Annotated in this window: 29 protein-coding genes and 1 riboswitch; of the genes, 8 read left to right on the top strand and 21 right to left on the bottom strand. The window is 61.2% G+C overall.

The annotated features are described in order from the left end of the window. Positions 1–440 precede the first annotated feature (440 nt). The 3 genes from BLR63_RS01070 to BLR63_RS01060 all read left to right on the top strand — a co-directional run bounded on the left by BLR63_RS01070 (position 441) and on the right by BLR63_RS01060 (position 2,858). Positions 441–662 (top strand): hypothetical protein, encoded by a 222-nt coding sequence (locus BLR63_RS01070; RefSeq protein ID WP_010563939.1) that lies wholly within the window; start codon positions 441–443, stop codon positions 660–662. A 281-nt stretch (positions 663–943) separates the two neighbouring features. After that, complete coding sequence (locus BLR63_RS01065) at positions 944–1,426, top strand: hypothetical protein (RefSeq protein WP_010563938.1); 483 nt, start codon at positions 944–946, stop codon at positions 1,424–1,426. 145 nt (positions 1,427–1,571) lie between these two features. After that, positions 1,572–2,858 (top strand): OmpP1/FadL family transporter, encoded by a 1,287-nt coding sequence (locus BLR63_RS01060; RefSeq protein WP_042946573.1) that lies wholly within the window; start codon positions 1,572–1,574, stop codon positions 2,856–2,858. A 65-nt stretch (positions 2,859–2,923) separates the two neighbouring features. On the opposite strand, the gene BLR63_RS01055 is transcribed toward BLR63_RS01060, so the two are convergent. Genes BLR63_RS01055 through cobO form a run of 14 tightly spaced genes read right to left on the bottom strand, consistent with a single transcriptional unit; the run spans position 2,924 to position 14,128 of the window. Then, positions 2,924–3,475, bottom strand: a complete 552-nt coding sequence (locus BLR63_RS01055; RefSeq protein ID WP_010563936.1) for a glutathione peroxidase — start codon at positions 3,473–3,475, stop codon at positions 2,924–2,926. Positions 3,476–3,510: 35 nt separating this feature from the next. Continuing rightward, positions 3,511–3,633, bottom strand: coding sequence for a hypothetical protein (locus tag BLR63_RS32095; protein WP_256858832.1), 123 nt, complete (start codon positions 3,631–3,633; stop codon positions 3,511–3,513). After that, a complete protein-coding gene (locus tag BLR63_RS01050; RefSeq protein ID WP_010563935.1) occupies positions 3,630–4,838 on the bottom strand; it encodes an MFS transporter in 1,209 nt (402 codons plus the stop codon). Before BLR63_RS01050 ends, BLR63_RS32095 begins: the two co-directional genes overlap by 4 nt. 55 nt (positions 4,839–4,893) lie before the next feature. After that, entirely contained in the window at positions 4,894–5,298 is a 405-nt protein-coding gene (locus BLR63_RS01045; protein ID WP_010563934.1) for a MarR family winged helix-turn-helix transcriptional regulator, read from the bottom strand. A 42-nt stretch (positions 5,299–5,340) separates the two neighbouring features. Beyond that, positions 5,341–6,069 carry an adenosylcobinamide-GDP ribazoletransferase gene (locus BLR63_RS01040; protein ID WP_010563933.1) on the bottom strand — a complete coding sequence of 243 codons (729 nt, stop codon included), beginning with the start codon at positions 6,067–6,069 and terminating at the stop codon, positions 5,341–5,343. 2 nt (positions 6,070–6,071) lie between these two features. Further along, positions 6,072–6,647 (bottom strand): alpha-ribazole phosphatase family protein, encoded by a 576-nt coding sequence (gene cobC / locus BLR63_RS01035; RefSeq protein ID WP_010563932.1) that lies wholly within the window; start codon positions 6,645–6,647, stop codon positions 6,072–6,074. After that, on the bottom strand, positions 6,644–7,699 hold the full coding sequence (cobT, locus tag BLR63_RS01030) for a nicotinate-nucleotide--dimethylbenzimidazole phosphoribosyltransferase (protein WP_010563931.1): 1,056 nt from the start codon (positions 7,697–7,699) through the stop codon (positions 6,644–6,646). Before cobT ends, cobC begins: the two co-directional genes overlap by 4 nt. Then, positions 7,696–8,217: a bifunctional adenosylcobinamide kinase/adenosylcobinamide-phosphate guanylyltransferase gene (gene cobU / locus BLR63_RS01025; protein WP_010563930.1), complete on the bottom strand. Its 522-nt coding sequence runs from the start codon at positions 8,215–8,217 to the stop codon at positions 7,696–7,698. The genes cobT and cobU overlap by 4 nt, the downstream gene beginning before the upstream one ends. Next, positions 8,205–9,671, bottom strand: a complete 1,467-nt coding sequence (locus tag BLR63_RS01020; protein WP_010563929.1) for a cobyric acid synthase — start codon at positions 9,669–9,671, stop codon at positions 8,205–8,207. Before BLR63_RS01020 ends, cobU begins: the two co-directional genes overlap by 13 nt. Next, the gene (gene cobD, locus BLR63_RS01015) at positions 9,668–10,657 is read right to left on the bottom strand and encodes a threonine-phosphate decarboxylase CobD (protein ID WP_010563928.1); all 990 of its coding nucleotides are present in this window, start codon (positions 10,655–10,657) and stop codon (positions 9,668–9,670) included. Before cobD ends, BLR63_RS01020 begins: the two co-directional genes overlap by 4 nt. Next, positions 10,650–11,558 carry an adenosylcobinamide-phosphate synthase CbiB gene (cbiB, locus tag BLR63_RS01010; RefSeq protein ID WP_010563927.1) on the bottom strand — a complete coding sequence of 303 codons (909 nt, stop codon included), beginning with the start codon at positions 11,556–11,558 and terminating at the stop codon, positions 10,650–10,652. The genes cobD and cbiB overlap by 8 nt, the downstream gene beginning before the upstream one ends. Beyond that, a complete protein-coding gene (bluB, locus tag BLR63_RS01005) occupies positions 11,555–12,205 on the bottom strand; it encodes a 5,6-dimethylbenzimidazole synthase (RefSeq protein WP_010563926.1) in 651 nt (216 codons plus the stop codon). Before bluB ends, cbiB begins: the two co-directional genes overlap by 4 nt. Continuing rightward, the gene (locus BLR63_RS01000; protein WP_010563925.1) at positions 12,198–13,520 is read right to left on the bottom strand and encodes a cobyrinate a,c-diamide synthase; all 1,323 of its coding nucleotides are present in this window, start codon (positions 13,518–13,520) and stop codon (positions 12,198–12,200) included. Before BLR63_RS01000 ends, bluB begins: the two co-directional genes overlap by 8 nt. Continuing rightward, on the bottom strand, positions 13,517–14,128 hold the full coding sequence (cobO, locus tag BLR63_RS00995) for a cob(I)yrinic acid a,c-diamide adenosyltransferase (protein WP_010563924.1): 612 nt from the start codon (positions 14,126–14,128) through the stop codon (positions 13,517–13,519). The genes BLR63_RS01000 and cobO overlap by 4 nt, the downstream gene beginning before the upstream one ends. Before the next feature lie 78 nt (positions 14,129–14,206). Next, positions 14,207–14,465, bottom strand: a riboswitch (cobalamin riboswitch). Between the two features lie 99 nt (positions 14,466–14,564). Between cobO and BLR63_RS00990 the strand changes: the two genes are divergently transcribed. Beyond that, positions 14,565–15,878, top strand: a complete 1,314-nt coding sequence (locus tag BLR63_RS00990; protein ID WP_010563923.1) for a PQQ-dependent sugar dehydrogenase — start codon at positions 14,565–14,567, stop codon at positions 15,876–15,878. A gap of 72 nt (positions 15,879–15,950) precedes the next feature. Here BLR63_RS00990 and BLR63_RS00985 read toward each other — a convergent pair whose 3' ends face one another. The 5 genes from BLR63_RS00985 to BLR63_RS00965 all read right to left on the bottom strand — a co-directional run bounded on the left by BLR63_RS00985 (position 15,951) and on the right by BLR63_RS00965 (position 20,542). After that, entirely contained in the window at positions 15,951–16,493 is a 543-nt protein-coding gene (locus tag BLR63_RS00985; RefSeq protein WP_042946572.1) for a C40 family peptidase, read from the bottom strand. A 144-nt stretch (positions 16,494–16,637) separates the two neighbouring features. Next, entirely contained in the window at positions 16,638–17,267 is a 630-nt protein-coding gene (locus tag BLR63_RS00980) for a C40 family peptidase (protein ID WP_042946571.1), read from the bottom strand. A gap of 210 nt (positions 17,268–17,477) precedes the next feature. Then, a complete protein-coding gene (hda, locus tag BLR63_RS00975) occupies positions 17,478–18,182 on the bottom strand; it encodes a DnaA regulatory inactivator Hda (RefSeq protein WP_010563920.1) in 705 nt (234 codons plus the stop codon). A 203-nt stretch (positions 18,183–18,385) separates the two neighbouring features. Further along, the gene (locus BLR63_RS00970) at positions 18,386–19,459 is read right to left on the bottom strand and encodes an AI-2E family transporter (protein WP_010563919.1); all 1,074 of its coding nucleotides are present in this window, start codon (positions 19,457–19,459) and stop codon (positions 18,386–18,388) included. Between the two features lie 42 nt (positions 19,460–19,501). Next, on the bottom strand, positions 19,502–20,542 hold the full coding sequence (locus BLR63_RS00965; RefSeq protein ID WP_010563918.1) for a DUF2066 domain-containing protein: 1,041 nt from the start codon (positions 20,540–20,542) through the stop codon (positions 19,502–19,504). A gap of 344 nt (positions 20,543–20,886) precedes the next feature. Between BLR63_RS00965 and purM the strand changes: the two genes are divergently transcribed. From purM to BLR63_RS00945, 4 genes are all read left to right on the top strand, one after another. Further along, a complete protein-coding gene (gene purM / locus BLR63_RS00960; RefSeq protein ID WP_010563917.1) occupies positions 20,887–21,945 on the top strand; it encodes a phosphoribosylformylglycinamidine cyclo-ligase in 1,059 nt (352 codons plus the stop codon). After that, positions 21,945–22,595, top strand: a complete 651-nt coding sequence (purN, locus tag BLR63_RS00955; protein ID WP_010563916.1) for a phosphoribosylglycinamide formyltransferase — start codon at positions 21,945–21,947, stop codon at positions 22,593–22,595. The genes purM and purN overlap by 1 nt, the downstream gene beginning before the upstream one ends. A gap of 8 nt (positions 22,596–22,603) precedes the next feature. After that, positions 22,604–23,317 carry a DUF3108 domain-containing protein gene (locus tag BLR63_RS00950; RefSeq protein WP_010563915.1) on the top strand — a complete coding sequence of 238 codons (714 nt, stop codon included), beginning with the start codon at positions 22,604–22,606 and terminating at the stop codon, positions 23,315–23,317. A gap of 286 nt (positions 23,318–23,603) precedes the next feature. Next, on the top strand, positions 23,604–23,792 hold the full coding sequence (locus tag BLR63_RS00945) for a hypothetical protein (protein WP_010563914.1): 189 nt from the start codon (positions 23,604–23,606) through the stop codon (positions 23,790–23,792). Positions 23,793–24,125: 333 nt separating this feature from the next. Here the strand turns inward: BLR63_RS00945 and BLR63_RS00940 are convergent, their stop codons facing one another. Further along, the gene (locus BLR63_RS00940; RefSeq protein ID WP_010563913.1) at positions 24,126–24,671 is read right to left on the bottom strand and encodes a DUF2058 domain-containing protein; all 546 of its coding nucleotides are present in this window, start codon (positions 24,669–24,671) and stop codon (positions 24,126–24,128) included. 25 nt (positions 24,672–24,696) lie between these two features. Further along, positions 24,697–25,530, bottom strand: coding sequence for a nucleoside triphosphate pyrophosphohydrolase (gene mazG / locus BLR63_RS00935; protein ID WP_010563912.1), 834 nt, complete (start codon positions 25,528–25,530; stop codon positions 24,697–24,699). Positions 25,531–25,534 lie beyond the last annotated feature (4 nt).

Genomic DNA, 25,534 nt, shown 5'->3' with positions numbered 1-25,534 from the left:
AAGTTATTTGGTAGGTGCGCTTCCTTTCCCTGTTTCAATCCGTTACTATCCGCGGCGTTAGTACCAAGCTGAAAGTCAATTCTGGTCGAACAACTCCCCTGAACAACACGGGACCGACCACCTCGATGGTTTCCAGGTATCACTTGTGACGACACTGCCTTTGAACAAGCAAAGGGTGTCGCGAAGTCTCAATACTCTGACCGAACCAACCTGCAAATTGATCAGGATCTTCACCCCGGGCCCAGAACCTTTGCCCTTGTCGTGTTGCCTGCCCTCCTAAGTACCTACCTGCCAGCCCAAGCGCGCCTAACTTATTAGCGCTTCAAACTGGCTGCTTTGTTCCAGTCGGGTTCTTCGTTCGATCAATGGTGATCAACGTCACTGGAACGTTTTAACGTTGCACGGTTCTTAACCGTGTCATTTGTAGGAACACCCATAATATGTCCGCTATCCATACTCAGGATGCCATTCGCACCCTCACCAACGCTTTTGCTCCGATGAACTGCCTGATCATGGCCGCTCGCAAAGGCTGCTTCAGCTTCACCCTGGTCAACGAACACGGCATCGCTCGTCACAGCGAACGCCTGTACCCCGATCAATACTCCAGCGCAGAACCGCTGCAGGCCGTGATCGAGCGTACCCGTCAGGCACTGGTTGCCTGATCGACCCGAGTCGCTGAAACACAAAAAACCCTGTTTAAAAAACAGGGTTTTTTATTGCCTGGAATTTGCCGTTGGCGTTTTTGCACTCAGCTCAAATAGATATAACCGTTATAACTGAATGGCGAAGATGTTTTAAAAACAGACCTTTACACCATAAATATGACACTACACTTCAACTCAAGCGGCATGATCCGCTTCCGGCGAGCCTGAGATCCGATCCACAGCTGCCAAGCCCCCACCCTTCTCAGGCTCGTCGATCACTTTCACGGATTGAGGCATGTATGGGTATCGCTGCCAGCGAATTGTGTCGCTATGTGATCCGGCCAACGCTGATGTACCTGGGCCGTCACAATCAGACCGCCGAGTCCCTGCTGCTGGGGATTGCGGCGAGCCAGTCGGAACTGGGCTCCGCACTGCACGACCGACGCGGCCATGGCCTGTATAGCATCACCGAATCCCGCCACCGCGCCCTGTGGGACGACTACCTGGCGCTGGACCCGGATCGCGCCAGCCTGGTACGCGGCCTGGCCAGCCAGCACGCCTTCCTCAGCGCGCCCCAACTTGAACTCACGGTCAACCTGCGTTACGCCACAGCCGTCGCCTGGTTACTGGTGGAGCAACATAACCCTGCCCTGCCACCTCCCGGTGATGTTTTGGCCATGGCACGTATCTGGAAAGAAAGTTTTCATCCACAAGGACGGCTGCGAGATTTCACTCAAGCCTGGCAAACCTGTGTTTCACCCATGATTCCCGCGGTTTGCTGACTGACTCCTTTGCAAGAGTCGGTAAAAAACCTGGATTTTGGTCGGATTGTCCTACAAAACCGCTCTATCTCCTGCATTCCAGCCTATAGCGCGATTACAAATTTGTTGTTACTTTCCGCAGCGGTGATCACACGGAGTTCTAATAATGAAAAAAGTAATGCTCAAGACCACACTTAGCCTCGCCGTTGCCATGGCCTCTTCCCACGTCTTCGCAAGTGGCTTTGCCCTTAACGAACAAGACGTCGCTGGAATGGGGACGGGTTTCGCAGGTCGCTCCTCTACTGCCGAAAATGCAAGCACCGTTTATGGCAACCCTGCCGGTATGGCACGCCTGGAAGGTCAGCAAATTACCGGTGGTGTTGCAGTCATCGACGCCACGACCAATATCAAAGATGCTGGCGGACGCTCTTCAGGCAGCAACAAAGGCGACATGGTGCCTTTCACCGGGGTTCCATTCGGCTTCTACACCAACAAACTCAATGATCAGTGGGCAATCGGCTTCGGTGTCTACGCGCCGTTCGGCCTGAAGACCGACTACGAAAGTGGTTTCCAGGGTCGTGGGTTTGGCAGCAAAAGCGAAGTGTCGGTTATCACCTTCCAGCCGACGGTCAGCTACGCCTTCAATGACAAGGTCTCGATTGGTTTTGGTCCAACGATCAACCGTATCGACGGCACCCTGGAGTCGCAGCCAAACCTGGCGGGGTTAGGGTTTGCAGGCGACAACAAAGTCAAAGTCAAAGGCGATGATACGGCCCTGGGCTTTAACGCCGGTATTCTGGTGCAAGCCACCGACACCACTCGCGTTGGCCTGACCTACCACTCGAAAGTGAAGTACAAACTCGAAGGCCACACCGAAGTCACCAAAGCGGCTACGGTCCCATCGTTCGTGTTGGCCAACAACCGCTACGACGCATCGTTGAAAGTCGACACGCCTGAATCCTGGGACCTGTCGGTTACCCAGGAGCTCAACGACGCCTGGAAGCTGTATGCGGGTGCGACCTGGACTCGCTGGAGTCGCCTGAAAGACATCACCATCAACAACGAAGGTGTGACAGCGGCCAGCGGTGGCATAGCTGCACCTAGCCTCGTCAGCACGATCACTGAGCCACAGAACTGGCACGACACCTGGGCCTACGCCCTGGGTACTTCCTACCAGCTCACCAAGCAGGTGGTACTGCGCACCGGTCTGAGCTTCGACCAGTCGCCAACCAACAACACCGATCGTTCACCACGCATCCCTACCGGTGATCGGACCATCTTCAGTGTTGGCCTGGGCTACGCGGTGATGGATAACATGACCGTGGACGTGGCTTACTCCTACCTCAAGGAAGAGCCGGTTAAAGTTAATAAGTCCAATGCACTGGGTTCCTACAGCTCCAAGTACGAAAACAGCGCCAACGGTTTCGGCCTGGGCGTGACGTACAAGTTCTGATCCCAAGCCGTATAAAAAAGCCCCGCTCTCCTGCAAAGGAGGCGGGGCTTTTCAATGGCCGCCGATCAGGGCTTGGATGCCAGCGCCTGCTCAACCGCCTCGATCAAATCGGGACTGTCCGGCTTGGTCAGACTGGAGAAACTGGCGATCACCTTGCCCTGGCGATCCACCACATATTTGTAGAAATTCCACTTCGGCGCATTGGCCTGCTCCGCCAGCACCTTGAACAGGTGCACGGCATCCGGCCCCTTGACCGTCTGCGGCTCGGTCATGGTGAAGGTCACACCGTAATTCACATAACAGACCTTGGCGGTTTCCTCGCCGGTCTTGGCTTCCTGCTTGAAGTCATCGGACGGTACACCGATCACTTCCAGCCCTTGGCCCTTGTAGCGTTGATACAAGGCTTCAAGGCCTTTGAACTGCGGCGCGAACCCGCAGAAGCTCGCGGTATTGACGATGACCAACGGTTTGCCGGCAAAGCGCTGGCACAGGTCGATGGACTCCTTCGCACGCAGCTTGGGTAATTGCCCTTCGAGCAAAGCTGGGCAATCGGCGGCCAACGCCACGCCGCCAAAAGCCGCCATCAGCACGGGAACTGCAAGCCAGCGCATCTGCATGTCGAAATGTCCTTTAAAGAGTTCAGGGATCGAACTTAACAGATCGACATACCCAACTGCATCAACGCCAACCCGCCACGCTGCCATCCCCACCAGGCCAGGGCCAACAAAAGCACGGTCGCTGCCACACCACCGAACAGGTACCAGGTTGAATTCATGCCGCCTCCATCTGCACCTGCAAGCGCGCCACCGGCCGCTCACGTACCGGCCAGTTCAGGGCTGCAGCGAGCAGGCTCAAGAGAATTGCCATCTGCCAGATCAAATCGTAGTTGCCGGTTCGATCATAGACCACCCCGCCCAGCCAACCGCCAAGGAACGAACCGAGCTGATGGAACAGGAACACAATCCCACCGAGCATGGAGAGATTTCGTACACCAAATAATGTGGCGACGGTGCCATTGGTCAGCGGTACGGTGGACAACCACAGGAACCCCATGGCCATGCCGAACAGGTAGGCCGAGGCTTGCGTGACCGGTGCCCACAGAAACAGCACGATCACCACAGCGCGCAGCAGGTACAAGCCGGTCAGCAGGCGTGGTTTGGAGATGCGCCCACCGAGCCAACCGGCGGTGTAAGTACCAAAAATATTGAACAACCCGATCAACGCCAACACGGTGGTGCCAACAGTGGCGGGTAAGTGCTGGTCCACCAGATAAGCCGGCAGATGCACACCGATGAACACTACCTGGAAACCACAGACGAAAAAGCCGAATGCCAGCAGCCAGAACCCAGAGTGGGAACAGGCCTCCTTGAGCGCCTCGCGCAAGGTTTGCTGGCCGGCCGTCACGGGCAACGGCCGATCCTTGAGCATGGCGACCAGCGGCAAGATCAGCGCCACCATCAAGCCCAGTGCGAGCAAGGCGGCGGACCAGCCCAGCCAACTGATCAGGCCCAAGGTGCCCGGGACCATGGCGAACTGGCCGAAGGAGCCGGCGGCGCTGGCAATCCCCATGGCCATGCTGCGTTTTTCCGGCGCCACGGCGCGGCCGACCACGCCGAGAATGACCGAGAACGAGGTGCCGGACAGGCCGATCCCAATCAGCAAGCCGGCACTGAGGGACAACGACCACGCCGAATCGGACATGCCCATCAACACCAGACCTACCGCGTACAGCACCCCACCGACAAACACCGCCTTGGTGGCACCGAAACGGTCGGCCAACGCACCGGTAAACGGCTGCGCCAGGCCCCAGATCAGGTTCTGCAAGGCAATGGCGAAGGCAAAGGTCTCACGACCCCAACCGAATTCGCTGCTCATCGGCGCCAGGAACAAGCCGAAACCATGCCGCACGCCCAACGACAACGCCAGGATCAGCGCACTGCCCAAAAGCACCCAGCCACTGGTGCGCCACATCGAGGTCATTTCTTATTCTCCGTTCGCGGGTATATACCCGCTTGTAGTCGAAAAAAACTCGCGCTCAGGCGAGTTCATCCAGCAAGGCCAACAGGGTTTCGCGTTTTTCCGCGCCCAGTCGATCGATCAGTTTCTGTTGCGCCGCTTCCCAGGCAGGTAACGCTGCCGCCAGTCGCTCTTCGCCAGCAGCGGTCAACAACACCAGGCGATTGCGCAGATCATCGCCCTCGACCAACCGCACCAGGCCCTCGCCTTCGAGCACCCGCAGGTTGCGCCCCAAGGTGCTGCGATCCAGGCCCATGGCGTCGGCCAGGCTGGAAATGCTCGGCTGGTCGAGACGCTGCAAGTTACACAGCAAAGAATACTGGGCGACGTTGATCCCGAAGCCGTCGAGAGCGCCGTCGTAGTGCCTGCTGACGCCACGGGCGGCACGTCGCAGGTTGGTGCATAAACATTGGGAGGCAAGCATGGAACGTGTATATACCCGCGATTAAGGAAATGCAAGAAAGTGTTACAGAGCCAGGCCGACCAACACCGCGACCTCCAGCAGCTCCAGCAGTGCGCCAGCGGTGTCGCCCGTGGTGCCGCCGAGCCGATTGATCATCAGTTGGCGCAAGCCCATAAAGCACAGCGCAGCGAGCAACACCGCGATCCCGCCACTGAAGCCGCCGATCAAGATACACGCCAGACCGCTGAGGATCAGTACCTGTTGGCCGACGATCCGTGGCAAATGATCCGACAATGCCTGGCCCAGTCCTCCGACGCGCACATAGCGGGTGGTCAGAAACAACGCCAGCATCGACGCCCGGCCGATCAAGGGTGCCAGGATCAATGCCGCACCGTTGTGCTGCTCGATCAATGCCACCAACGCGGTGAACTTGAGCAGCAACACCAGACCCAGGGTGACCACTGCGATCGGCCCGCTGCGCGGGTCCTTCATGATGCTGAGGGTGCGCTCACGGTCGCCAAAGCCTCCGAGCCAGGCATCGGCGCTGTCCGCCAGGCCGTCGAGGTGCAGTCCGCCACTGAGCAGCACCCAGGCGGTCAGCAACAGCGCGGCGTGCAGCAACAACGGCGCCCCCATCAACGCGATGTTCAGGCCCCACAGCAGCACGCCGAACAACACGCCAACCAGCGGATAAAACAGCAGCGAACGCCCCAATTCCTGGGGCTGCGGCATGCCCGGCAGGCGAATCGGCAGGCTGCTGAGAAATTGCAGGGCGATCCAGAACGGCAGCATGCTTACCCCACTTCCTTCAACACGCCGTCAGCCGTGACCTGCAGGCTGAACAAACCAGCGTGACCGACCTCGACATTCAGCAGTTGCTCCCGGGGTAAGCCGCGAGCATGGGCCAACAACAGGCGCATCACACCACCATGGCTGATCAACAGCACGCGCTGGCCTGCGTAGGCCTGATGCATGCGTGAGACCGCACTGAAAACCCGGTCGGAAAAGTCACTGACAGGTTCTCCGTCTGGCGGGGTAAAACCATAGGGATCGGCCCAGAACCGCCCCAACCCCTCGGCATCGGTTTCCATCAACGTCGCTGCACTCTGCCCTTCCCAGGCGCCGAAATGCAGCTCTTGCAGATTTTTTTCCAGCCGCACCGGCAAATTGAGCCGAGCCCCCAACTCATCGGCAAACCGCGCGCAACGCTGCAAAGGCGAGCTGACCAAAAGATCCCACGGCCCACGCGCCACCACAGCTGCGCGCATCTGCTCCCAGCCCTTGGGCGTCAGGGCGTCGTCCAGGCTGCCACGCAGGCCGCCGCCCAGTTCGGTTTCGCCGTGACGCAACAGGTCCAGGCGCAAGGTCATGCGGGGCGATCCGCCACGGCCGCTTCGGCGAAGGTCGCCATCTGTCCGTGCAACGCGCACGCCAGGCGCAGCAGCGGTACGGCGAGAGCCGCGCCACTGCCTTCGCCCAGGCGCAGGCCCAGCTCCAGCAGCGGCTGCGCGTCGAGGCAGTGCAATACGTGACGATGGCCAGGCTCGGCGCCACGATGGCCGAACACCAGCCACTGGCGACAGGCCGGATTCATACGTGACGCGACCAGCGCGGCAACGGTGCAGATAAACCCGTCCACCAGCACCACGACGCCCTCCTGGGCGCAGGCCAGATAGGCCCCCACCAACGCCGCGATCTCAAAGCCGCCGAGGTTGAACAGGGTGTGCAATGCATCACCGCGCTGGGCGGCATGCAACGCCAGGGCGCGTTCGATCACCGCCACCTTGTGGTTGACCCCCTGGGCATCCAACCCGGTGCCCGGACCGGTCAGGTCGCTGGCCGGGCAATCGAGCAAGGCGCACGCCAGCGCGCTGGCGGCGGTGGTGTTGCCGATGCCCATCTCGCCGCCGATAAACAATTGCGCACCGCTCTCGCGGGCGCGCAGCACGCTGTCCCGCCCGGCCTGCAAGGCCAATCGTCCCTGGGCCTCGGTCATTGCCGCGCCCTTGGCGAAGTTGGCGGTGCCCGCACCGATATGCAGATGGCGCACACCGGGCAAATCCAGGGACAGGTCAACGGTGCCGAGGTCGACCACTTCCAACTGCGCGTCCAGTTGGCGCGCCAACACGCTGATGGCCGCGCCGCCGCTGACGAAGTTCTGCAGCATCTGGCCGGTGACCTCCTGGGGATACGCCGACACCCCCTCCGCGACCACGCCGTGATCGCCAGCAAAGATGGCGATCCACAACCGCTCCACCGCCGGTTTGACCTGGCCCTGCAAACCGGCCAACTGCACCGCCAGCGCTTCCAGCCGCCCCAGGGAGCCGGCGGGCTTGGTCAATTGCTGCTGACGCGCCAGGGCTTGTTCGTACGCGTGAGCGTCAATGGCCTTACAGGGATTGAGCCACCAGGTGTCCGTCATAACGCAGTACCTTTCAAAGTCAGGGGCAGGCCGGCAACCGTCAGGACAACGCGCTGACATCGCTCGGCCAAGGCTTGATGCAGCCAACCGGCTTCATCCACATAACGGCGAGTCAATTCGCCCAGCGGCACGACACCCAGACCGGTCTCGTTGCTGACAAAAATAATTTCACCCGGCAGCGAAGCCAGGGTTTCCAGCAATTGATCGCGCTCAAAGGCCAGGCGTGCGGGGTCTTCGAGCATCAGCAGATTGGTCAGCCACAGGGTCAGGCAATCCACCAGCAGGCAGCGACCGGGGGCGGCATTTTCCCGTAGCACCCGCGCCAGCTCGAGCGGCTCTTCGATCAACCCCCAATGGTCAGGGCGGCGCTGGCGGTGCAAGGCCACGCGTGCATTCATTTCGCCGTCCAGCGGCTGGCTGGTGGCGATATAGATGACGGGCAAACCGCTGTCACCGGCGAGCTTTTCGGCGAGGCGGCTTTTGCCGGAACGGGCACCGCCGAGGATCAGTTGGTGCATGACGCGACCCCACACAATGTGCGCAACAGATCGGTATCCAGGTGCTGTTCCACCAGGTCCGCCAGACGCTCGATATCGCGCTCGCGCAGGGCGTGGTAGTCCACCTCCTGCACGTCCTGCAACCCGGCCCAGCGCAACAGCGCACTGCACGCTGCCGGGGTCTCGAACAGACCGTGCAGATACGTACCGAGGATCTGCCCATCCACGCTCCGGGCGCCGTCATGGCGACCGTCGTCGAGGTACACGGCGGGGTTCGACAGGGCGTCGCCGGACGTCACGCCCGCATGGATCTCATACCCGCTGACCTCGACATTCTCCAGCAGTAAACGCCCACGCACATTGCGCAATTGCTTCTCTTCTTCCAGGGTCGTGCTGAACGCCAGCAACCCCAAACCCACGCTGGAGCCGGCCGGCCCTTCCAGGCCCAGCGGGTCGTGCACGTGCTCGCCGAGCATCTGCAGGCCACCGCAAATCCCCAGGACCTTGCCGCCATAGCGCAAATGCCGCGCCACCGCAGTGTCCCAGCCATTGGCGCGTAGGTAGGCGAGGTCGGCGCGCACGCTTTTCGAGCCTGGGAGGATGATCAGGTCGGCGGCCGGTATCGGCTGGCCCGGTCCGATGAATTGCACATCCACCTGCGGGTGCAGGCGCAGCGGATCGAAATCGGTGTGGTTGCTGATGCGCGGCAACACCGGCACCACCACCTTGAGCACATCGGCCGACTTGTCGATCTGGCGCCGGTCGATGCCGTCCTCGGCTTCCAGGTGCAGGTCCATCACGTAGGGCAGCACGCCCACCACCGGTTTGCCAGTGCGTGCCTGCAGCCAATCCAGCCCCGGTTGCAACAGAGCAATGTCGCCGCGAAAACGGTTGATGATAAAGCCCTTGACCCGCGCCTGTTCGCTGGGGGACAGCAGTTCCAGGGTGCCGACCAGATGGGCGAACACCCCGCCGCGATTGATATCGGCGATCAGCAGCACCGGGCAGTCCACCGCTTCGGCGAAGCCCATATTGGCGATGTCATTGGCGCGCAGATTGATCTCCGCCGGAGAGCCCGCGCCTTCCACCATCACCACCGGGAAGCGTTCGCTCAAGCGTGCGTGGGAAGCCAGTACCGCCTGCATCGCGATAGCTTTGTAGTCGTGATAGGCCACCGCGTTCATGCTGGTCACGGCGCGCCCGTGGATGATCACTTGGGAGCCGGTGTCACTGTTGGGCTTGAGCAGCACCGGGTTCATGTCGGTATGGGGCACCAGATTGGCCGCCTGGGCCTGCACTGCCTGGGCGCGGCCGATTTCGCCACCGTCGGCGGTGACGGCACTGTTGAGCGCCATGTTCTGCGGCTTGAACGGCACCACCGCCACGCCCTGGCGCACCAGCCAGCGGCACAGCGCGGTCACCAGGGTACTTTTGCCGGCGTCGGAAGTAGTGCCCTGCACCATCAATGTGCTCATGAAGCGTCCTTGTATGCGCCCAAGGCGTCGTCGAGCCGCTGCCAGTGCGCCTCGGTGTCGGGCAGGCCAAACCGCAGGCTGCTGTCGTGAACGAACAAGCGCAGCAGAATGCCGCGCTGGGCCATGAATTCGTGCAGGCGTTCGGCGTGCGGCGTGATCAGCCACTGGAACAGCGCGCAGCCACCCTGGGGTTGGAAGCCGTGGCGTTCGAGCAAGGCATGCAAGCGTTGACCGGCCTCGATGCAACGCGCACGTTGCCGTGCCTGCCCGGCGGTGTCGCGCAGGCACGCCTGCCCCAACACACGCGTCGGCCCGCTGACCGCCCATGGCCCGACCTGTTCGGCCAGCAATTTGAGTAACCTGCGTTCGGCCAGGACAAAGCCCAGCCGTACACCGGCCAGGCCGAAAAACTTGCCGAACGAACGCAACACAATCAAGCCGACCTGATGGGCCTGGTCCGCCAGGCTCAAGTGCGGGGTCGCGTCCATAAAGGCTTCATCCACCACCAACCAACCACCACGCTGGGCCAGCCGCGTGTGCCAGTCCAGCAGGCGTTGCGGGCTCAGGCTCAAACCGGTGGGGTTGTTGGGATTGACCACCACCAGCACGTCAAGGCTGTCGAGGAAGAAGTCGACTTCCTGCTCCTGCACTTCGCGCACCACGTAACCGGCACGACGCCAGGCTTCAGCGTGTTCGGCATAGCACGGCGAGAGCACGCCGACCTTGCCGGCACGGCGCAGTCGCGGCAACAGTTGGATCGCCGCCTGGGAACCGGCCACCGGCAACAGATGCGCGGCGCCGTAATACTCGCTGGCGGCCTGTTCCAGGCCATCGTCGGTTTCCGGCAAGCGCGCCCAGGCCCGCAGCGGAATCTCGGGAATCGGCCAGGGCCACGGCGCCAGGCCGCTGGACAGGTCCAGCCAGTCAGCCTCAGCAATTCCGTACTGGATCGACGCTTTGCGCAATCGGCCACCATGCTCAAGCATAAAATTGCCCCCCGATACATAGGATCAGCAGCCACAACCATACGCCGCGCTGCACCAGTTGCCAGCCTCGGTCGATGGCGTCGGCATCCGCCGCCGGGCCTTCGCCCAGTAGCGGGCGGTGGTGCACTTCGCCGTGATAGATCGCCGCACCACCCAGTTCCACTCCCAGGGCGCCGGCGCCGGCCGCCATCACCGGACCGGCGTTGGGGCTGTCCCAGGTCGGACCCTGGGTACGCCAGCACCGGAGGGCCAGGCGGGTTTTACCCAGTACCGCGTAGGTCAAAGCCACCAGGCGTGCGGGAATGTAGTTCAGCACATCGTCGATCTTTGCCGCGGCCCAGCCAAAGCGTTCAAAGCGTTCGTTGCGATAACCCCACATGGCGTCGAGGGTATTGCTCAGACGGTACAGCACCACCCCCGGCACACCAGCGACGACAAACCAGAACAACGCGGCAAACACCGCATCGCTGCCGTTTTCCAACACTGACTCGGTGGCGGCGCGGGCGACTTCGGTGTGGTCCAGTTCACTGGTCTGACGGCTGACCAGGTAACTCACGCGCTGACGCGCGCCGTCCAGGTCATCGCGACGCAGCGCTTCGGCCACGGGAATCACATGTTCGCCAAGGCTGCGTAAGCCGAGGGCGCAATACAACGCCAGAATCTCCAACACCCAGCCGATATACGGCGCCCACGACAAGGCCGTGGCCAACAGGGTCAATGGCACCACCGCGATAAACCACGCGGTCACCCCATGGCTGCGCCAGCCACGGCCACCACTGTTGAAACGTTGCTCGATGCGCCCGGCGAAATTGCCGAACACCACCAGCGGATGCCAGCGCCTGGGTTCGCCCAGCAACGCATCCAGCGCCACCCCGGCGACACACAGCAAGGCCACACTCATTGACTCACTCCCCACACATTTTCGTACAGCATGTCACTCAGCGGCTTGGGTTCGGTCCAGCCTTCGAGCTGCAACATCGGCGCCGGGTAAAATTCCGCCACCGGCCCCAGGCACAACACGGCCAACGGTTTGGCGCCAGGCGGCAAGCCCAGCAGATCGGCCAGGGCCAGGGGTTCGAACAGCGAGACCCAGCCCATGCCCAGCCCCTCGACGCGGGCGGCCAGCCACAGATTCTGGATTGCACAGGACAACGAGGCCATGTCCATTTCCGGCAAGGTGCGCCGCCCGAAGATATGTCGCTCGCGATCGTCCATCAGCGCTGCCACCAGCACTTCGGCGCAGTCATGGATACCTTCGACCTTGAGCTTCATGAACGCGTCGGAACGCTCGCCCAACGCCTCGGCGGTGCGCACGCGTTCCTCTTCCACCAGTTGCTGGATGCGGCCGCGCAGCGTGCGGTCGCTGATGCGGATAAAGCGCCACGGTTGCATCAAGCCGACACTCGGCGCCTGGTGCGCGGCCTGGAGCAGACGATGGAGCAATTCGGGGGCGACGCTGCCGCCGCTGAAGTGACGCATATCTCGACGTTCGGCGATGGCGCGATAGACCGCGTCGCGATCGGCCTGGGGGAAAGCGTTGTCACTCATGGGGCTGTGCTGGCTCAAGGTCGGGCGCAAACAACGCGGCAACCGCTCGGGGATTGGACGGGAAATAGAAGTGCACGTAGGACGCGGTCATCCGTCCCTGCCGATACACCGCCTCGGCCCCGCGCCCGCCATTGGGGCTCAGGCCGCGGGCAATCGGCTGCCAGTCGGTGCGGGTCAGGGAGTGATGATAGGTGTGCCCGCGCAGGACGCCTTCGGGCAACTCGACGCTTTGCAGGGCCAGGGCCGCCAGTTTCTTTTGCATCACTGCATCGCCCTGCAGCAGGCCGACCAGTTCGGCACGGGTGCCGTCGACATCGGTGAGCGAATCGAGCAGATAGAGCATGCCGCCACATTCGGCGAGCAAGGGCTTGCCGCCCGCGTGATGGGCACGGATGGCATCGAGCATCGGCGTGTTTTGCGCCAGCGCCTGGTGGTGCAACTCCGGGTAACCGCCGGGTAGATAGAGACTGTCGGCCTCGGGCAATTGGCGATCATGGATCGGCGAGAAGAAACACAACTCGGCGCCCATCGCCCGCAACAGATCCAGGCTGGCACCGTAGGTGAAGGCAAACGCTTCGTCGCGGGCCACAGCAATGCGCACCCCGGCCAGCAACGGCTCGGCCTCGATCACGGCGGGCGCGGCAAAGGTCACCGGCGGCGGCAACGCGACTTCACAGCTGCTGCCCAGGGCTTGGGCGGCGGCATCCAGGCGCACATCGAGGTCATTCAGCTCACTGGCTTGCACCAGGCCCAAATGACGGCTGGGCAACTCGATCCCGGTTTCGCGGGACAACGCGCCATACCAGCGCAGGCCTTCGGTGAGGCTGCCTTCGAGCAGTTGCGCATGCCGCAAAGTGCCGACGCGGTTGGCCAGCACGCCGGCGAACGGCAAATCCGGCTGATAGCGCGCCAGGCCAAGGGCCAGGGCCCCGAAGGTCTGGGCCATGGCCGTGCCGTCGATCACGGCCAACACCGGTACACCAAAGTGTCGTGCCAGGTCGGCGCTGGAAGGCGTGCCATCGAACAGGCCCATCACGCCTTCGATCAGGATCAGGTCGGCCTCCCCCGCCGCTTCCCACAGCAAGCGACGACTTTCCTGCTCGCCCACCATCCACATGTCCAATTGATACACCGGCGCCCCGCTGGCGCGCTCATGGATCATCGGGTCGAGAAAATCCGGACCGCATTTGAACACGCGCACCTTGCGCCCCAGGTTGCGGTGCAAACGGGCCAGTGCGGCGGTGACGGTGGTTTTGCCCTGGCCGGACGCCGGAGCGGCGATCAACACAGCCGGGCAGTGACGGGGCTGATTCAAAGTTCGACGCCTTTCTGCGCCTTGATACCGGCCTGGAACGCGTGCTTGAGCATGCCCATCTCGGTGACGGTGTCGCCCATTTCGATCAATTCAGGCTTGGCCCCACGACCGGTGACCACCACGTGCTGCATCGGCGGGCGCGCTTGCAGGTCGCTGAGTACCTGGTCCAAATCAAGGTAACCGTGCTTGAGGGCAATGTTCAGTTCATCCAGAACCACCAGGCCGATGCCCGGGTCTTGCAGCAACTGGCGGGACACCGCCCAGGCGGCTTCGGCGGCGGCGATATCGCGCTGGCGATCCTGGGTTTCCCAGGTGAAGCCTTCGCCCATGACGTGAAAACGCACTTGCTCGGGGAAGCGGCGGAAGAACAGCTCTTCACCGGTACTGTTGCGCCCCTTGATGAACTGCACCACACCGCACTGCATACCATGGCCCATGGCGCGGGCGAGCATGCCGAACGCCGAGCTGCTCTTGCCTTTGCCGTTGCCGGTCAACACCAGCAGCAGGCCGCATTCGTTCGGGGAATTGGCAATGCGCTCGTCGATCACGGCTTTTTTGCGCAGCATGCGCGCCAGGTGGCGCTCGTCGCGCTCGGGGGAATCGGTCATGGCAGCTCTCCGTTGGGGCTGGACAAAAACGGCGGGCAGGAAAAGAAAAAACAGACAGCCAAGCATCGCCCACCGTGATGCTGTTGGATGATCCAGGCCGGTCTCCGGACTCATGAGTGGCGCGCGAGCGCTGATAGAGCGCGCGAGCAGGCCGACGATGCGCCTTCCCATATCGCCAGCGATACAGTGGCAAAAGGCAGCGTCTTGACTCATTTACCGTTGCGGGGGCAGCGCCGGAATCGCGGCAGCACTGTGTACAAGTGCGCTCACTCACCGGCTTCCCTGTTTCACTCTGTCGACCCACAGGTCACAGAGCACCTGGAACAAGCGGCGAAGGTTAGTGGGTTGGGGGTGGAGCGTCAATTAAAGCCGGCCCCGGACTTGAACCATCGCACCGCCGATCGCCTCTACCCTTACAGGTATCAAGGAGAACACCATGCACAAAACCAGACTCGCCCTGCTCATCATGCTCGCCGGCACCCTCGCCGCCTGCGGTGAAACCTCCACGCTGCAGGTCTCCGATGGCACCGGGCCCACGCCCAAGCTACCGGAGCCGAACAAGACGCTGATCCCCACCGTGAACATCGCCCCCGCCATCGGCTGGCCGGACGGCGTGAAGCCAACGGCCGCCGCCGGTACCCAAGTGACGGCGTTCGCCGAGGGCCTGGACCATCCCCGCTGGCTGTATGTGTTGCCCAACGGCGATGTGCTGGTCGCGGAAACCAACGCGCCGCCCAAGCCCGATGACTCCAAGGGCATTCGCGGCTGGGTCATGGAGAAGGTCATGGGCCGGGCCGGTGCCGGCGTGCCGAGCCCGAATCGCATCACGTTGCTGCGTGACGCCGACCACGACGGTGTCGCCGAGACCCGCACGGCGTTCCTGGAACACCTCAATTCGCCGTTTGGCATGGCTCTGGTCGGCAACGACTTGTATGTGGCCGACTCGGACAAGCTGCTGCGCTTCGCCTATCAGCCGGGTGAAACTGCGATCAAATCTGCCGGCACCACGGTCGTCGATTTGCCCGGCGGCCCGTTGAACCATCACTGGACCAAAAACGTGGTGGCCAGCCAGGATGGCAGCAAGCTGTATGTCAGCGTAGGCTCCAACAGCAACGTCGGCGAAAACGGCCTGGAGGCAGAACAAGGCCGCGCCGCGATCTGGGAAGTCGACCGTGCGAGCGGCCAGCACCGCATCTTCGCCTCCGGCCTGCGCAATCCCAACGGCATGGCCTGGGAACCCCAGAGTGGCAAGCTGTGGACGGCCGTGAACGAGCGCGACGAGATCGGCAGCGACCTGGTGCCGGACTACATCACCTCGGTCAAGGATGGTGCGTTTTATGGCTGGCCCTTCAGCTATTACGGCCAGCATGTGGACGTGCGCGTCACCCCGCAAAATCCAGAACTGGTCGCCAAGGCCATCGCACCGGACTATGCGGTGGGTCCTCACACTGCGTCGTTAGGATTGACCTTCGCCGAGGGCAGCACCCTTCCAGCGCCCTTCACCCACGGTGCATTCATCGGCCAGCATGGTTCGTGGAACCGCAAGCCGCACAGTGGCTACAAGGTGATCTTCGTACCATTCGAGGGTGGCCAGCCTAAAGGCCAGCCGGTGGACGTGCTGACCGGGTTCCTCGACAAGGATGAGAAAGCCATGGGCCGACCGGTGGGCGTTGTCATCGACAAGCAGGGCGATTTACTGGTGGCCGATGATGTGGGGAATAAGGTGTGGCGAGTTTCTGCGGCTAAGTAACCGCTCCCAAGACCACCACAAAACAGATGTGGGAAAGGGCTTGCCCCTCCCACATTGGGATCTTGGGTTGACTCAGGGGTTGCGGGCCAAGTGCTCGGCCGGCAACACGCGCTTGGCGCTGAGGTAGGCATTCTGCCAATAGGCCTTGGACAAGGTATCCAGCTTCACCGTACCGCCGGTTTGCGGCGCGTGGACAAAGCGACCCTCGCCCACATAGATCCCGGCGTGGCTGACCTGCGAGCCGCCACCGGTGGCGAAGAACAGCAGGTCGCCGGTTTGCAGGTTCTGTTCGCTTACGTCCTGGCCACGCATGACGATGAGTTCACGGGTCGTACGCGGCAAGGAGATACCGGCGGCGTCGCGAAAGACAAAACCGATCAGGCCACTGCAATCAAACCCCGAGTCCGGCGTATTGCCACCCCAACGATAAGGCGTACCGACCAGGCCCAACGCACGGAACAGCACATCTTCGGCGGCAGGCGAAAAACTTTGGTTGGAATAGCTGAACACCGGCCTGGGCTTCATCGCTACGTGAGCGGGCGACGGTGTGCGGCTTGCGCAGGCGCTGAGCAGCGCGGCGCAAAGAATTAGAATCAGGCGGGCCGAGGTCGACATGTGCAGAACAATCCTGGTCTGGATGCGGCTTTCGCTGCCGAACGCTGAAAACCAGAACGCGCAAGCAGAGCTTGCGCGAACGGATTACAACAATGTCCAGGGATTCTAGCGCTTACACGTCAAACTTCAAGTATCACTTTAAGTTTACTTGCTAGCGGTAATCGTCGTCGGGGCCATGGCGAGTGCACGCTTGGCTTCGATGAAGGTTTTGCTCCAGTAGCTGTCACCCAGACTGTCGACCCGAACACCGCCACTGCGACGGCTGCTGGAGTGGATAAACTGGTTGTCGCCCAGGTAGATACCCGCGTGGCTTACGCGACCACGACCGCTGGTACTGAAGAAAAGCAGATCACCGGGCTTGAGGTTATTGCGTGCGACCAACGGTGCATTCACGTTGATCATTTCGCGCGTCGAGCGTGGCAGGTTCATGCCAGCTTCTTCACGAAACAGGTAGCCGATGAAACCGCTGCAGTCGAAACCGGCTTCGGAGGTACCGCCGAAACGGTAACGGGTACCGATCAGGGACATGCCGCGTTCGAGGATGCTGTCGGCCAGAACTGGAAGCTGATAAGGCTTGTTGCCGGCGAAGTCGGCCAGTTCCTTTTCCGTCGCCAATTCTTCTTCATAAACGGTAGAAGATTGAGCCGCGACGAATTTGGCGTGATTTTGAACCTGGGATTTGTGCTGCTCTGCTACTTGTTGGGTGTGAGAAGCGCAACCAAACAACAGGGTAACGAGTGCGAGAGGCACGAGGGGTGCGAAGCGATTTAGCATGGGCACGACCGTGGCTGATGTGTAAAGAAGTCGAGACTATGCCTTCTATCACATCGATTTGCAAATTCAATCGCGGTCTTTGTGACTTATTGTTTGGACTATGGCATCTAAGCCCTAATCCCCCTTATTGATTGAAATGCGCAGCCCATGAGGCTAAAAGCGCAGTTTTTCTGACGCCTGCAAATTGCCGGACGGTTGAAAATCAACGCGTTACCAACCCAAAGTCTCCTTCAAAAAAGGAATCGTCAATTTTCTTTGGGCCTGCAAAGACGCTTGGTCGAGCTGCTCGAGCAAATCGAACAAAGCGCTCATGCTGCGGGTGCCACGGGTCAGAATGAAGTGCCCCACCTCGTCGGTCAGGTGCAGGCCGCGACGAGACGCACGCAATTGCAGGGCACGCAATTTGTCTTCGTCGGAAAGGGGGCGCATCTGGAAGATCAGCGCCAGGGTCAGGCGCGACTTGAGGTCGGCCAGCTTGATCGGCAGTTCACGCGGCGAGGTCGAGGCGGCAATCAGCAGGCGCCGGCCACTGTCACGCAAGCGGTTGAACAGATGAAAGAGCGCCTCTTCCCAATCCGCCTTGCCAGCGATCGCCTGCAGATCGTCCAGGCATACCAGCTCATATTGCTCAAGATGGTCGAAAATCCCGATACCGCGGTCCATCAACTCAGCCAAAGGCAGATACACCGCCGGCTCACCCATCTGCTCGAAACGCAGGCACGCGGCCTGCAACAGGTGAGTCCGCCCTACGCCTTGCTTGCCCCACAGATAGATCAGGCTTTCGGTCCACCCGGCGTCGGCTTCGCAGAGCCGCTCGACATAGCCGAGTGCAGCGGCATTGGCGCCTGGGTAGTAATTGATAAAGGTGGCATCGTCACGCAGACGCACACCTAGGGGCAGCTGAATCGGTTTCATGCTGACTGAACGGCTCCAATACGAACCGTTAGTGGCCTCTGTGTAAAGTTTGCAAAGTTTATACCCGTGACGCCGGGCGCACAATGCAGCAGACCACAAGCAAAATCAAAGGTTTGCGTTAACTTGGCGGATTTGCGCGGAATGTTTGACACCCTCTTTGCATAAACCACAAACCCGGCTATGCCAGGTGTGTGGCGAAGTCGTTACAGGTCAGGGTCTTCAACGCCCATGTAGACATCCGAATCCTTGTACAGATCATGCACATGGCGCACCAGCACCATGATCACCGCCGCCACCGGCAGGGCCAGCAGGATGCCGGTAAAGCCGAACAGTTCACCGCCCGCCAGGATCGCAAAGATCACCGCCACCGGGTGCAGGCCAATCCGATCGCCCACCAGCAACGGCGTGAGTACCATGCCTTCCAGGGCCTGGCCCACCATGAACACCGCAACAATCCCCAGCATCGGGTACAGGTCGCCGCCGAACTGGAACAACCCAGCCACCAGCGCCGCACCGATACCGATCACAAACCCCATGTACGGCACGATCGCGGCGAGGCCAGCAATCAAGCCGATCAACAGGCCCAACTCCAGGCCGATCGCCATCAAGCCCGCCGCGTAGATGATCCCCAGCGCCAGCATCACCAGCAACTGGCCGCGCACGAACGCACCAAGCACCTCATGGCACTCTTCCGCCAGGGACACGATGCGTTCCTCGCGGTTACGCGGCAGCAGGCTGCGGATCTTGGCCATCATGATGTCCCAGTCCCGCAACAGGTAAAACGCCACTACCGGGATCAGCACCAGGTTGGTCAGCCAGCCGATCAGCGCCAGGCTGGACGCTGTCGCCTGGCTGAGAATGACCCCGACGATATCGGTGGTCTGGCTCATATGTTCACTGATCGCGGCCTTGACCTTGTCGAACTTCCAGAAACCGTCGGCCAAGCCCAGCTTGGCCTGGGCCCATGGCATGGCCGTATGCTGCAGCCAGTCGAGCATCTGTGGCGCCAGTTCATAGAGACGGAACAGTTGCTTGGCCAGCATCGGCACCAGCACCAGCACCAACGTGGTGATGATCAATGTGAACAGGGCAAACACCGTCACTACGCCCAGGGTCCGCGAGAAGCCGGCTTTCTCCAGGCGATCCACCACCGGATCGAACAGATAGGCGAGCAGCAACGCCACCAGGAACGGCGTCAGGATCGAATGCAGCAAGAACACAAAAACGCACAGCAGGACGATCCCACCCAACCACACCCAACGACGCGCATCCGCCATAAACCACTCCATCATTTGCTTCTATCTATATAGGAAGGACATTTACCAACGAAAACGCAGTTGCGCCTGAGGCTCAGGCGCCGCGACCGCTTGCGTGCCGTCGGCGACGGATTGCTGAGCCGGCGCCTCCCCCGCAGGGATCTCCTGCAACTTGGCGAGGCTCAACTGGGTCCGCAACTGATCGGCACTGCCGTTGACGCGATACACGATGCGAGTGCCATCCACCCGCAGAGGATTGCCACCAAAGGGTTCCAGCAGATGCGCCAAGATGGCATAGCGCTCCAGGTTCATACCCTGCACTTCCAACAGCTGTTCAGTGCTCACCCCTGGCTTGACGGCAAAGCGCGGCGCGAGCTTCTGACTGACCGCCAGCATCACGGCATCGGCCACCGCGTCGGTGTCGGCACCTTGCACGCTGCCTTGTTCGCTCTTGTCACCCAGCCACAGGCGCCATTTGGCCTCCCACTGACTACCTGCCTGACGCGCGTGCACCGCGAGCAGGGCGTCGGCACCATAGCGCTCGGAGGCGGCGCGCAATGGCGTGGCATCGGCACTTTCAAGATTCGGCGCGGTGGCGACGACCTGTTCGTCCAGGTCGCCCAATGGCAGGCGCAACGGCAAGCCGCGGTGCTGTGCCGCACGGCGCAACGCTGGGGCGCCGGTCTGGCCATCGCCCACCAGGCTGCTGCCTTCGGTGGAGTCGCTGAGCCACCAGCCGAGGATCGACGGCCGGTTGCTGCCCCAGATCGACAGGCCCGCGCCACGCAGGGCGCGATCGGTGCTGACCGGGTCGAAATCCACTTGCAGGCTTTCCGGCGGGCCGGCGTCGTAACCGTATTGACTGATGATTTGCTGCGGGTCCTTGCGAATCGCCGCCAGGCCAGGACCCTCGGCGGCCTTGGCATCGCCGGTGAGGCGGATCACCAGGGTCTGCACGGCACGCTGGGTCGCCTGGTCGCGCTCTTGCGGGGATTGGCTGCGGACCGGCTCAAGCACTTGATAAAGACCATTGAGGGTTTCGGCATGACTCGCCAGGCTGACCAACGACAAGCAGCCTACAAAAAAGAATTTACACAGACGCATGGAAGATTCCCGAACGACAAATTTAGCGGCTTGAACAGACCGCGTGAAATCGGCATCGCCAGGCTGTGACCACAGCGGCAACTAAAACATTCACGGGGTCTCGGTAAGTTTTCGCAGTGTCATAACGCTAGCGGGTTAAAGGCTATACCTTAATACGTGCCGTCGCAGAGCCGATTAGCATTTTTTTAAGTGCATATGCCCCTGCCCGTCGGCCCGAGGATGGCCGCTGCCCCTCAAGCCTGATAAAATCGCGCGCCTTCGCAGACCGTCAACGGCTGGGCCTCTTCATGAAAGCCTTCGCCAGCTCGGTCGTTACCCCTGAATCCCCCCTAAAGGCCTGGATCATGAGCAAGCAACCCTCCCTGAGCTACAAGGACGCCGGTGTAGACATCGACGCCGGTGAAGCATTGGTCGAACGCATCAAGAGCGTCGCCAAGCGCACTGCGCGCCCCGAAGTCATGGGCGGCCTGGGCGGTTTTGGCGCCCTCTGCGAAATCCCGGCCGGCTACAAACAGCCTGTACTGGTTTCCGGCACCGACGGCGTGGGCACCAAGCTGCGCCTGGCCCTGAACCTGAACAAGCACGACACCATCGGCATCGACCTGGTCGCCATGTGCGTCAACGACCTGGTGGTGTGCGGCGCCGAGCCGCTGTTCTTCCTCGACTACTACGCCACCGGCAAGCTGAACGTGGACACCGCTGCACAAGTGGTGACCGGTATCGGCGCTGGCTGCGAACTGTCGGGTTGCTCCCTGGTCGGCGGTGAAACCGCTGAAATGCCAGGCATGTACGAAGGCGAAGACTACGACCTGGCCGGTTTCTGCGTCGGTGTGGTAGAGAAGGCCGAGATCATCGACGGCTCCAAAGTCGCTGCCGGCGACGCCCTGCTCGCCCTGCCATCGTCCGGCCCACATTCGAACGGCTACTCGCTGATCCGCAAGATCATCGAAGTGTCCGGTGCCGACATCGAAAACACCCAGCTCGACGGCAAGCCACTGACCGATCTGCTGATGGCCCCGACGCGCATCTACGTCAAGCCATTGCTCAAGCTGATCAAGGACACTGGCGCGGTCAAGGCCATGGCCCACATCACCGGCGGCGGCCTGCTGGACAACATCCCGCGCGTACTGCCAAAAGGCGCCCAGGCAATCGTCGACGTGGCCAGCTGGCAGCGTCCGGCGGTATTCGACTGGCTGCAAGAAAAAGGCAACGTCAATGAAACCGAAATGCACCGCGTGCTGAACTGCGGCGTGGGCATGGTCATCTGCGTCGCCCAAGAGCACGTCGAAACCGCGCTGAACGTCCTGCGCGAAGCCGGCGAGCAGCCTTGGGTCATCGGCCAGATCGCCACCGCTGCCGAAGGCGCGGCCCAGGTTGAACTGAAGAACCTCAAGGCTCATTGATGTCCCAGACCTGTGATGTCGTGGTGCTACTCTCCGGCACCGGCAGTAACTTGCAGGCCCTGATCGACAGCACGCGCACCGGCGACAGCCCGGTGCGCATCGCTGCGGTGATCTCCAACCGCAGCGACGCCTACGGCCTGCAACGCGCCAGGGATGCGGGCATCGAAACCCGCTCACTGGATCACAAGGCATTCGAGGGCCGCGAGGCGTTCGATAGTGCCTTGGTCGAACTGATCGACGCGTTCAATCCCCAACTCGTGGTACTGGCCGGTTTCATGCGCATCCTCAGCGCAGACTTCGTGCGGCACTACGAAGGGCGCCTGCTGAATATCCACCCTTCCCTGTTGCCCAAGTACAAAGGCATGCACACCCACCAGCGCGCGCTCGACGCCGGTGACCGCGAGCATGGCTGCAGCGTGCACTTCGTCACAGAGGAACTCGATGGCGGGCCTCTGGTCGTACAGGCAGTAGTTCCGGTAGAGTCTGACGACTCGGCGCAGACACTTGCGCAACGGGTTCACACCCAGGAACACAGGATTTATCCGCTGGCTGTTCGCTGGTTTGCCGAGGGGCGGTTGATTCTTGGTGATCAGGGAGCATTATTGGACGGTCAGTTACTTGCGGCCAGCGGCCATTTGATTCGAACCTAGGAGATTTTATGCGTCGCGCCTTGCTCTTCGCTGTTGCGCTATTCGCCTTGCCTGCCGTGCAAGCGGCAGACCTACACCCTTTCTCCGCGAGCTACACCGCCGACTGGAAACAGTTGCCCATGAGCGGTTCAGCTGAACGCAGCCTGGCCAAGAATGGCGACGGCTCCTGGACCTTGAATTTCAAGGCCTCGATGATGATCGCCAGCCTGACCGAAACCAGTGTGATCCTGTTCGAAAAGGACACCCTGCAACCGAAGAGCTACACCTTCGAACGCGGTGGCCTGGGCAGGGCCAAAAAGATCAACCTGGACTTCGACCAGGCGACCAAAAAAGTCACCGGGTTTGAAAACAAGGACCCGGTCAACGTTGCCCTGCAAAGCGGCATGCTCGACAAGTCGACCTACCAGTTGGCCCTGCAGCGCGATGTCGCGGCCGGCAAGAAGAGCATGAGCTACAACGTGGTCGAAGGCACCGATGTCGACACCTACGACTTCCGCGTGATCGGACCGGAAAAGGTCCAGACCAAGGCCGGCTCCATCGACGCGATCAAGGTCGAGCGCGTACGTGATCCGACTCAAAGCAAGCGCATCACCCAGATGTGGTTTGCCAAGGGCTGGGGCGGCATCCTGGTTGCCCTGCGTCAGGTGGAAACCGACGGCAAGGAATACAACATCATGCTCAAAGACGGTACCGTTGACGGGAAGTCTGTCAAAGGCAGCTGATCGGCAAATAAGCCAAAAAGCCTCGCGAATGCGGGGCTTTTTTTCGTCCGCTTTTCAGGCAAGGCAACACTTGGATCAACACGCTGGGCTGACGCGAAGATGAAGCTTTTGTCATAAAAACCGGCATCGCGCAACGCAACGCCACGGTTTCAGCGGGCCGGGCGACTGTTGCAGTTTTCGCAACAAACTGTTGCGCAGAAAATCGGTTTACTTAGCAAACTAACAAAACATATAACAAAAGCCTGCGACGACTTGTCGCAGATCAACCAGAGACGGGAGCAGGCAGATGACTGTAAAAGTGACTGAACGCGACGACGAACATATGTCCCACGAAGCATTGGGCCATGGGATTCATATCTGGGATGTACATCAACAAGACATGCTGGTCGGCATGTTTCACAACGAGAGCGACGCTCATAACTATAAGAACGAGCTTGAAGCCCTTGAGATGAGAAGCCAGGCAGAAGGCTCCTGACAGGCTGGAATTGGGTAGGTAGCGTTTATCGCAAGGCCGCCCACACATGCAAACCGCGCCTTTTGAACGCAATGCTGTGCAGTCAAGGACGAACACCGTACCTGTGGCGAGGGAGCTTGCTCCCGCTGGGGCGCGAAGCGGCCCTCAGAGTGGGGCTGCTGCGCAGTCCAGCGCGAACAAGCTCGCTGGCCACACGGTATTGAGCGGGGTTGGGGGGCGCTTCGCGCCCCAACGGGGGACACGCCCCTCGCCACAACAAGCCCCCCTCGCAACAAGCCATTCCCTCATTGCAACAACACGCAAGAAGGCCGCCAGCCCCCCGCGTCTAGGGCTTTACCACATCAGATCATCCGGGATCTGGTAGGCGGCGTATGGATCATCCTCATCCGGCACTTGGCTTTCGGTGAGGATGTTGAGCTGCACGATACGCTCCGGGGCGCGCTCCTGGATCTTCAGCGCTGCCTCGCGCGGGATCACCTCGTAGCCGCCACCGTGGTGCACGATGGCCAGGGAGCCGTTGCTCAGCTTGTTACGCATCAACGTGTTGACCGACAGGCGCTTGACCTTCTTGTCATCCACGAAGTTGTAGTAATCCTCGGTCGTGAGCTTGGGCAGGCGCGAGGTTTCGATCAGTTGTTTGACCTGGGCCGCACGGGCCTTGGCCTCGGCTTTTTCCTGTTGCTGGCGGTTCAGCTCCTGGTCGCGCTTGACCTTCTCGGCTTGCGCTTCCTGGGCCAGGCGTGCCTGGGTGTCATCCGCCTCGGCCTGGCCTTTGTGGACCAGACGCTGGTGTTTCTGTTTCTCTTTGCCGACCTGCTTGGCCTGCTTTTGGTTGACCAGACCTGCTTTGAGCAACTGGTCGCGAAGGGAAAGGCTCATGGTGCTTACTCACTTAGGCAACTGCTCAACCGCAGCTGGACACATTCTTTTCCTGGCGTTTGGCTTCGCCCCACAGGGCGTCCAACTCTTCGAGGGTGCAATCTTCCATGGATTGGCGCGTATCGCGCAATGCCTGTTCGATAAATCGAAAGCGTCGCTCGAACTTGGCATTGGCACCACGTAGCGCGGTTTCCGGGTCGATCTTCAGGTGGCGGGCCAGGTTGACCGCGGCAAACAGCAGGTCGCCGACCTCATCGGCAATCGCCGCCGGGTCGTTATCGGCCATGGCTTCGAGCACCTCATCCAACTCTTCGCGAACGTTATCCACCACCGGCAATGCCGACGGCCAGTCGAAACCGACCTGGCTGGCACGCTTTTGCAGTTTGGCGGCACGGGACAAGGCCGGCAAGGCGGTAGGCACATCGTCCAGTAGGGAAAGTTGCAGCGGCGCGTCGGACTTTTCCGCACGCTCCTCGACCTTGATCTGCTCCCAACGCACCTTGACCTGCTCTTCGCTCAATTGAGGAATATCCAGGGGTGCATACAGGTCGCCGGTGGGGAACACATGAGGATGGCGACGGATCAGCTTGCGGGTGATGCCGTCGATCACCCCGGCAAACTCGAAACGCCCTTCTTCCCGTGCCAGCTGGCTGTAATACACCACCTGGAACAGCAGGTCGCCCAACTCACCTTGCAGATGATCGAAGTCACCGCGCTCGATGGCGTCGGCAACCTCGTAGGCTTCCTCCAGGGTGTGCGAGACGATGGTCGCGTAGGTTTGCTTGATGTCCCACGGGCACCCGTATTTCGGGTCCCGCAGGCGATTCATCAGGTGCAGCAGATCGTCGAGCGAATACATCGGC

Source organism: Pseudomonas extremaustralis (assembly GCF_900102035.1).
GTDB lineage: Bacteria > Pseudomonadota > Gammaproteobacteria > Pseudomonadales > Pseudomonadaceae > Aquipseudomonas > Aquipseudomonas extremaustralis.
This window is presented reverse-complemented; position numbering and strand designations above follow the sequence as displayed.

Excerpts from the sequence above, each read along its gene's own strand:
- BLR63_RS01055 (WP_010563936.1), bottom strand. The coding sequence starts at position 3,475 with ATGCAGATGCGCTGGCTTGCAGTTCCCGTGCTGATGGCGGCTTTTGGC.
- cobU (WP_010563930.1), bottom strand. The coding sequence starts at position 8,217 with ATGCACCAACTGATCCTCGGCGGTGCCCGTTCCGGCAAAAGCCGCCTC.
- purN (WP_010563916.1), top strand. The coding sequence starts at position 21,945 with ATGTCCCAGACCTGTGATGTCGTGGTGCTACTCTCCGGCACCGGCAGT.
- BLR63_RS01045 (WP_010563934.1), bottom strand. The coding sequence starts at position 5,298 with ATGCTTGCCTCCCAATGTTTATGCACCAACCTGCGACGTGCCGCCCGT.
- BLR63_RS01065 (WP_010563938.1), top strand. The coding sequence starts at position 944 with ATGGGTATCGCTGCCAGCGAATTGTGTCGCTATGTGATCCGGCCAACG.
- BLR63_RS01050 (WP_010563935.1), bottom strand. The coding sequence starts at position 4,838 with ATGACCTCGATGTGGCGCACCAGTGGCTGGGTGCTTTTGGGCAGTGCG.
- BLR63_RS01070 (WP_010563939.1), top strand. The coding sequence starts at position 441 with ATGTCCGCTATCCATACTCAGGATGCCATTCGCACCCTCACCAACGCT.
- cbiB (WP_010563927.1), bottom strand. The coding sequence starts at position 11,558 with ATGAGTGTGGCCTTGCTGTGTGTCGCCGGGGTGGCGCTGGATGCGTTG.
- BLR63_RS00985 (WP_042946572.1), bottom strand. The coding sequence starts at position 16,493 with ATGTCGACCTCGGCCCGCCTGATTCTAATTCTTTGCGCCGCGCTGCTC.
- BLR63_RS01060 (WP_042946573.1), top strand. The coding sequence starts at position 1,572 with ATGAAAAAAGTAATGCTCAAGACCACACTTAGCCTCGCCGTTGCCATG.
- cobD (WP_010563928.1), bottom strand. The coding sequence starts at position 10,657 with ATGCTTGAGCATGGTGGCCGATTGCGCAAAGCGTCGATCCAGTACGGA.
- BLR63_RS00945 (WP_010563914.1), top strand. The coding sequence starts at position 23,604 with ATGACTGTAAAAGTGACTGAACGCGACGACGAACATATGTCCCACGAA.
- BLR63_RS00940 (WP_010563913.1), bottom strand. The coding sequence starts at position 24,671 with ATGAGCCTTTCCCTTCGCGACCAGTTGCTCAAAGCAGGTCTGGTCAAC.
- purM (WP_010563917.1), top strand. The coding sequence starts at position 20,887 with ATGAGCAAGCAACCCTCCCTGAGCTACAAGGACGCCGGTGTAGACATC.
- cobO (WP_010563924.1), bottom strand. The coding sequence starts at position 14,128 with ATGACCGATTCCCCCGAGCGCGACGAGCGCCACCTGGCGCGCATGCTG.
- BLR63_RS00950 (WP_010563915.1), top strand. The coding sequence starts at position 22,604 with ATGCGTCGCGCCTTGCTCTTCGCTGTTGCGCTATTCGCCTTGCCTGCC.
- hda (WP_010563920.1), bottom strand. The coding sequence starts at position 18,182 with ATGAAACCGATTCAGCTGCCCCTAGGTGTGCGTCTGCGTGACGATGCC.
- BLR63_RS01020 (WP_010563929.1), bottom strand. The coding sequence starts at position 9,671 with ATGAGCACATTGATGGTGCAGGGCACTACTTCCGACGCCGGCAAAAGT.
- cobT (WP_010563931.1), bottom strand. The coding sequence starts at position 7,699 with ATGACGGACACCTGGTGGCTCAATCCCTGTAAGGCCATTGACGCTCAC.
- BLR63_RS00990 (WP_010563923.1), top strand. The coding sequence starts at position 14,565 with ATGCACAAAACCAGACTCGCCCTGCTCATCATGCTCGCCGGCACCCTC.
- cobC (WP_010563932.1), bottom strand. The coding sequence starts at position 6,647 with ATGACCTTGCGCCTGGACCTGTTGCGTCACGGCGAAACCGAACTGGGC.
- mazG (WP_010563912.1), bottom strand. The coding sequence starts at position 25,530 with ATGTATTCGCTCGACGATCTGCTGCACCTGATGAATCGCCTGCGGGAC.
- BLR63_RS00965 (WP_010563918.1), bottom strand. The coding sequence starts at position 20,542 with ATGCGTCTGTGTAAATTCTTTTTTGTAGGCTGCTTGTCGTTGGTCAGC.
- bluB (WP_010563926.1), bottom strand. The coding sequence starts at position 12,205 with ATGAGTGACAACGCTTTCCCCCAGGCCGATCGCGACGCGGTCTATCGC.
- BLR63_RS00970 (WP_010563919.1), bottom strand. The coding sequence starts at position 19,459 with ATGGCGGATGCGCGTCGTTGGGTGTGGTTGGGTGGGATCGTCCTGCTG.
- BLR63_RS01040 (WP_010563933.1), bottom strand. The coding sequence starts at position 6,069 with ATGCTGCCGTTCTGGATCGCCCTGCAATTTCTCAGCAGCCTGCCGATT.
- BLR63_RS00980 (WP_042946571.1), bottom strand. The coding sequence starts at position 17,267 with ATGCTAAATCGCTTCGCACCCCTCGTGCCTCTCGCACTCGTTACCCTG.
- BLR63_RS32095 (WP_256858832.1), bottom strand. The coding sequence starts at position 3,633 with ATGAATTCAACCTGGTACCTGTTCGGTGGTGTGGCAGCGACCGTGCTT.